The sequence below is a fragment of the Phyllobacterium sp. genome (assembly GCF_037994405.1).
Classification (GTDB): Bacteria; Pseudomonadota; Alphaproteobacteria; order Rhizobiales; family Rhizobiaceae; genus Phyllobacterium.
Map to the genome: position 1 here is coordinate 39,253 of NZ_JBBNAN010000291.1, position 6,127 is coordinate 45,379.

At 57.5% G+C, this 6,127-nt stretch carries 6 protein-coding genes; all 6 read right to left on the reverse strand.

Translation table 11 applies throughout. The annotated features are described in order from the left end of the window. Position 1: 1 nt before the first annotated feature. The 6 genes from AAAC48_RS16255 to fabD all read right to left on the reverse strand — a co-directional run bounded on the left by AAAC48_RS16255 (position 2) and on the right by fabD (position 5,828). Positions 2-889, reverse strand: a complete 888-nt coding sequence (locus tag AAAC48_RS16255) for a YicC/YloC family endoribonuclease (protein ID WP_340655172.1) — start codon at positions 887-889, stop codon at positions 2-4. Positions 890-939: 50 nt separating this feature from the next. Beyond that, positions 940-2,100, reverse strand: a complete 1,161-nt coding sequence (mltG, locus tag AAAC48_RS16260) for an endolytic transglycosylase MltG (protein ID WP_340655180.1) — start codon at positions 2,098-2,100, stop codon at positions 940-942. A 144-nt stretch (positions 2,101-2,244) separates the two neighbouring features. Next, positions 2,245-3,507: a beta-ketoacyl-ACP synthase II gene (gene fabF, locus AAAC48_RS16265; protein ID WP_340655173.1), complete on the reverse strand. Its 1,263-nt coding sequence runs from the start codon at positions 3,505-3,507 to the stop codon at positions 2,245-2,247. A gap of 110 nt (positions 3,508-3,617) precedes the next feature. After that, positions 3,618-3,854: an acyl carrier protein gene (locus tag AAAC48_RS16270; protein WP_091880344.1), complete on the reverse strand. Its 237-nt coding sequence runs from the start codon at positions 3,852-3,854 to the stop codon at positions 3,618-3,620. Positions 3,855-4,132: 278 nt separating this feature from the next. Then, entirely contained in the window at positions 4,133-4,870 is a 738-nt protein-coding gene (gene fabG / locus AAAC48_RS16275) for a 3-oxoacyl-[acyl-carrier-protein] reductase (RefSeq protein WP_340655174.1), read from the reverse strand. 13 nt (positions 4,871-4,883) lie between these two features. Beyond that, on the reverse strand, positions 4,884-5,828 hold the full coding sequence (fabD, locus tag AAAC48_RS16280) for an ACP S-malonyltransferase (protein WP_340655175.1): 945 nt from the start codon (positions 5,826-5,828) through the stop codon (positions 4,884-4,886). Positions 5,829-6,127: the final 299 nt, after the last annotated feature.

Sequence of the window (6,127 nt, forward strand, 5' to 3'; positions counted from 1 at the left end):
GTTACTCCAGATTCTGTATTTGCTCGCGCAATTGGTCCACAACCGCCTTCAGGTCAAGCCCAATCGACGTGATTGAGGCCGCGTTAGCCTTGGAACAGAGCGTATTTGCCTCGCGGTTGAATTCCTGTGTCAAAAAGTCGAGCTTGCGACCGACGCCATTTCCTTCATCGAGGAGCGCTCGGGCGGACGCGACGTGCATTTCCAGACGGTCGAGCTCTTCCTGGATATCGGCTTTGGTCGCCAAAAACGCCGCTTCCATGTGCAGGCGAGCCTCATCGAGTGCCGGGGCAGCATCGAGGAGAAGTGCGACCTGGGCGGAAAGACGGGCTCGAACAGCATCGAGCGAGCGGCTGGGGTCGAGCCTTGCCTGTTGCACCAGCATCTCTATGGTCGTGATCTGCACCCTCAAAATCTCACCAAGGGCCTTGCCCTCGACCTGGCGATTGTGCGCCAACTGGATAAGTGTCTCATCCAGAACCGCCACAGCTGCCGTTTCGAGCTCAGCGTGATGCTCAGGTGCAATAATCTCCTGCGGCACCTCAAGGACACCGCGGAGCGCCATCAGCCCCTCGGGCGTTGACGCAGCAAGGCCATATTCTTCTCGCAAATGTGCCGCGATGCCGGCCAGTTCCTTCAACAGCGGTTCGTTGACGAGCGCCTTGGCGGCTCCGGCGCTACGATCGACGGTCAGCGCCGCCTGGAAATTGCCGCGCTTGAAATGCTGGCTAAACAGGTTACGCGCTTTCTGCTCAATGGCCTCCAATCCTGGAGGCAAGCGAAACCGGACGTCCAGGCCTTTGCCGTTGACTGATTTGATTTCCCACGAGATCTGCGCACCGGCGCTATTTCGGAGGTGACGGGCAAATCCCGTCATGCTTTGCAAAGACATTTTTCCCCCACAACCCACAAAAGCCTGATCTCGATCAGGCCTTTTCAGTTCTAGTTGCCGCTATCCGCTTCCGGCAAGGCATTCTTGTCGCCGGTTGCCGCCTTGGCCGCCTCGTCCAGACGGTTCTTCTCGACTTCACGCCAGCGTTTCACATTATCATTGTGTTCGTCCAGCGTCTCAGCAAACACATGTCCGCCGGTCCCGTCAGCGACAAAATAGAGATCCTTCGTCTGCGATGGATGCGCAACTGCCTCCAGTGCATCGCGGCCGGGATTCGCAATCGGGCCCGGCGGCAGACCATTTACCGTGTATGTGTTGTAAGGGGTCGGCTTTTCCAGATCGGATTTCAGAATTGACCGGTCAGAGGGTTTACCTTTGCCACCAAACAGCCCGTAGACGATTGTTGGATCCGACTGGAGCCGCATCTTCTTGTTAAGCCGGTTGATGAACACAGCGGCAACGCGCGGACGCTCATCCGCCTTGCCCGTTTCCTTCTCGACAATGGAAGCCAGGGTGACGAACTCGTCAATCGTCTTCAGTGGAATGCTGGGATCCCGGCGTTCCCATATATCCTCGACCAGTTTCTTCTGATCGGCCTGCATCTTCTTAACGATTTCTTCGCGTGTGGTACCACGGGAGAACCGGAGCGTATTGGCGAAAAGTGAGCCTTCGCTCGGCAAGCTGGCTGGCAGCTCACCTGTCAGCACATCGTCCTCGCGAATGCGCTGGAAAATCTGTTCGACGGTCAGGCCTTCCGGAATTGTCAGCGAATGGAGGACCGATTTGCCGCTACGCAACAGATCCATGATATCGCGCATGGACGCGTGCGCTTTGATTTCATATTCGCCAGCCTTCATATCACGCTGATAGCCATAGGCCTGGACGCCGTACTTGAACACACGCGCGTCGGAAATGATACCGCGCCGCTCGAGCCCATCGGCGATTTCAACGATCCCGGTGCCACTCTTGACGACGTAGTTGGTGGTGACATCCGTTGGTCCCGGCGCATTGAACGCTACCTTGCCGAAATAGACGGCGGCAGCGGCTGCCAGCACCACCAGCACGACAAGAGACAGCATGAAATTTGCAAAGACAACGGTTTGGCTACGCGCACGGCGCGAACGCTTTTTCGGCGCGGGTGGCGGTGTACCGGGTTCTGGACGCAATGCTTCCGACGCCGATTGCGGAACAATCGGCTTGCGCTCCGGCACGTTGCCAGCGGCTGAACCGTTTGTCTCTCCAGATTGTTGATCTGAACTCACGCAAGCACCTCGAGACCTTTATCCGGTCGGATTGCCGGTAGAATCGATTGAGAATATGGCGAAAGCGCGAAAGCGCTTCCGCCACAGATCAATCTACTGTTGATAACGCCGCAGCACCAGCGAGGCGTTGGTGCCGCCAAAACCAAAGGAATTGGACAGCGCGATATCGATCTTGCGTTCCCGCGGCTTATGCGGAACGAGGTCGATCTTGGTTTCCCTGGACGGCTTGTCCAGATTGATCGTTGCCGGTGCGATATTGTCGCGGATCGCCAGAACGCAGAACACCGCTTCGGTCGAACCGGCCGCACCCAGAAGATGACCGATTGACGACTTGGTGGACGACATCGAGATTTTCGAAGCCGCATCGCCGACGACGCGTTCAACCGCACCGAGTTCGATGGTGTCGGCCATCGTCGATGTGCCGTGCGAGTTGATGTAGTCGACGTCCGACGGCGTAATGCCGGCGCGCTTCAGGGCCATTTCCATGCAACGCTGTGCGCCTTCGCCGTCTTCCGAGGGTGCTGTGATGTGATAGGCGTCACCGGAAAGGCCGTAGCCAATCACTTCGGCATAGATCTTCGCCCCGCGTGCCAGAGCATGTTCCAGTTCTTCAAGCACGACAACACCGGCGCCCTCGCCCATCACGAAACCGTCACGGTCCTCGTCATAGGGACGAGACGCCGTGGTTGGATCGTCATTGCGTGCAGTGGACAAGGCCTTGCAGGCAGCAAAGCCGGCCAGCGAGATGCGGCTCACCGGCGATTCCGTACCGCCAGCCACCATCACGTCGGCGTCGCCGAAGGCGATCAACCGCGACGCATCACCAATGGCATGTGCACCGGTCGAGCAAGCGGTAACGACTGCGTGGTTCGGGCCACGCAGCTTATGCTTGATGGAGACCTGGCCGGAAGCCAGATTGATCAGACGGCCAGGAATGAAGAAGGGAGAGATACGCCGCGGACCTTTGTCGCGCAGCGTATAGCCAGCTTCGACAATGCCTTCGAGACCGCCAATACCGGAACCGATCAGAACGCCGGTACGAATCTGGTCCTCATCGCTTTCCGGCGCCCATTTGGCATCCGCAAGCGCCTGATCGGCAGCTGCAACGGCGTAGATGATGAACGGATCAACCTTGCGCTGCTCCTTGGGCTCCATCCAATGGTCCGGATTGAACGTGCCATCGGCGCCATCGCCTACCGGAATCCGGCAAGCAATTTTGCAAGGCAGATCATCGACTTCGAATTCCGTCACGCGGCGGGCGCCACTCTGGCCAGCCAAAAGCCGTGACCAGGTGAGCTCAACACCGGATGCAAGAGGAGACACCAGCCCAAGGCCGGTTATGACAACGCGCCTCATGGCCGATCCTTCAATGTCATTTGCAACATGATTGTTTCCGGCCCCATGCATGAATGAGCAAGGCAGAGCACCTTATATCACGATCCATGCTATGGCGAGCCGAACGAAAATCAGGCAGATGCCTTGTCGATGAACTTGACGGCATCGCCGACTGTCAGAATCGTCTCAGCAGCATCGTCCGGGATTTCAACGCCGAACTCTTCTTCGAAAGCCATCACGAGCTCGACAGTATCAAGGCTGTCGGCGCCCAGATCATCGATGAAGCTTGCACCATCGGTGACTTTCTCGGCATCAACGCCCAGATGTTCAATAACGATTTTCTTGACGCGTTCTGCAGTATCACTCATGTGGAAACCTCAACCTGTTGTTTTTCTCAATGCCTTGGTTAGCGGCACGGATGACTCTAATCAAGCAATAAGATGGTCGTTTCACCCTGTTTAACAGCTTAAACACCCATCCTCGCGGCTCTTTCCTTGCGGAATTGAAAGGGCATCAAATCGGTTTGATCGCCCAGACTGGTGCGCGACTTATCACGCTTTATTCGCGGCCTCAATCTCATAAATGTGATTGACGCGGATACCCACCGATACGGCCGGGCGCAGGCATGCACCCGGCGAAATCGGCGTCAGATCATTGCCATGCCGCCATTGACGTGAATTGTCTGGCCAGTGACGTAGGCAGCCTCGCTGCTGGCAAGGTAAACAACCGACGATGCGACCTCGGCGCCAGTCCCCATGCGGCGCATCGGAATAGCCGACATGATGGCTTCTTTCTGCTTGTCGTTGAGCTTGTCGGTCATGGCCGATTCGATGAAACCGGGCGCAACACAGTTGACAGTGACATTGCGGCTGGCGATTTCCTGCGCAAGCGACTTGGAGAAGCCAATAAGCCCAGCCTTTGACGCAACGTAATTGGTCTGGCCAGGATTGCCCGTTACGCCAACCACCGAGGTGATATTGATGATACGGCCGTAGCGGCGGCGCATCATCGGATGGGTGAGTTCGCGGGTCAGGCGGAAAACAGCGGTCAGATTCACCTCCAGCACGTTGTCCCAGTCGGCATCGCTCATACGCACGAATAGGCCATCCTTGGTGATCCCGGCATTATTGACGAGGATTTCGACGCCTTCCAAATCAGCTTCGGCTTTCTCGCCAAGGGCCTTGACCTCATCCCGGTCGGATAAATTGGCCGGAAAAATCTTGACCCGATCTCCAAGCTCCGTCGCGAGAGCCTCGAGTTTTTCAACGCGAGTACCATGCAGGCCAACGATCGCGCCCTGAGCATGAAGCGCGCGGGCAATCGCCTCGCCAATTCCACCTGTCGCACCTGTGATAAGAGCCTTGCGGCCTGTGAGATCAAACATTGGGCGTTCCTTTTCAAGCGTTCAGGGCAGCTACGGCCGCATCGATGTCTTCAGGGGTGCTTACAGCGACTCCCGAAATGTCCTTATTAATACGGCGCGCGAGGCCGGTCAGCACCTTGCCGGCGCCGATCTCGTAGAGCGTGGTCACGCCATTTGCACCAAACCATTCGACAGTTTCGCGCCAGCGAACCTGTCCTGTCACCTGTTCGACCAGCAGAGCGGCAATCTTGTCAGCGGATTTCACCGGAGTGGCCCGGACATTGGCGATGAGCGGGACAACGGGGTCATTCTTGACAACATTTGCCAGTGCCGCGCGCATCGCTTCAGCGGCCGGCTCCATCAGAGCCGAATGGAAGGGAGCAGACACTGGCAGCATGATGGCGCGCTTTGCGCCCCTGGCCGATGCAAGCGCCGCGGCTGCCTCGACAGGCGCCTTTGCACCGGAAATTACCAGCTGGCCGCCGCCATTGTCATTGGCGATCTGAACAGGACCCTGTTTTGATGCTTCGGCGCAAATGGCTTCGACATCCTCATGCTCAAGACCAATGATTGCGGCCATCGCACCCTCCCCCGCCGGAACTGCCTTCTGCATGGCATTGCCGCGGATGCGCAAGAGGCGCGCCGTGTCGCAAAGCGAAAAGGTGCCGGCCGCACACAGCGCTGAGTATTCGCCAAGCGAATGGCCCGCAACAAAAGCAACCTTGTCCTTCAGGGAAACGCCCTTGGACTCAAGCACCCGAATAACCGCTATGGACACTGCCATCAGCGCCGGCTGGGCGTTGGCGGTCAGGGTCAGTGTTTCTTCCGGACCTTCCCAGATGATCGAAGACAGCTTTTCGCCGAGTGCATCATCCACCTCGTCGAAAACCGCGCGCGCTTCGGCAAAATTATCCGCCAAAGCCTTGCCCATGCCAACGGCCTGGCTTCCCTGACCCGGAAAGGTGAATGCAATGGACATGGGAGATGCCTCCAATTGTTGCTTTATAATTGCCAATCTGCCGCGCGATGTGCCCACAGCCAAGCGCGAAGTCAAGCTTTGATGCTGGATCAACCTCGCCGGTGTGGATATTAGCCTCTTCCTTCGCCACGCCCGCTTTCGCTTGTGGCCATTGAATGGTGGTGGGAAGACGGGCGGTCATCGAAGCGCCGATCCTCTCCCCAGTTCGAATGGCTCCGGAAGCAGTTCCCATAGGACAAGGACGCGGTTAGGATAAACGAGGTTTGGAGGTGTTGGATCAGTTGGCGGGATTTTGTGGA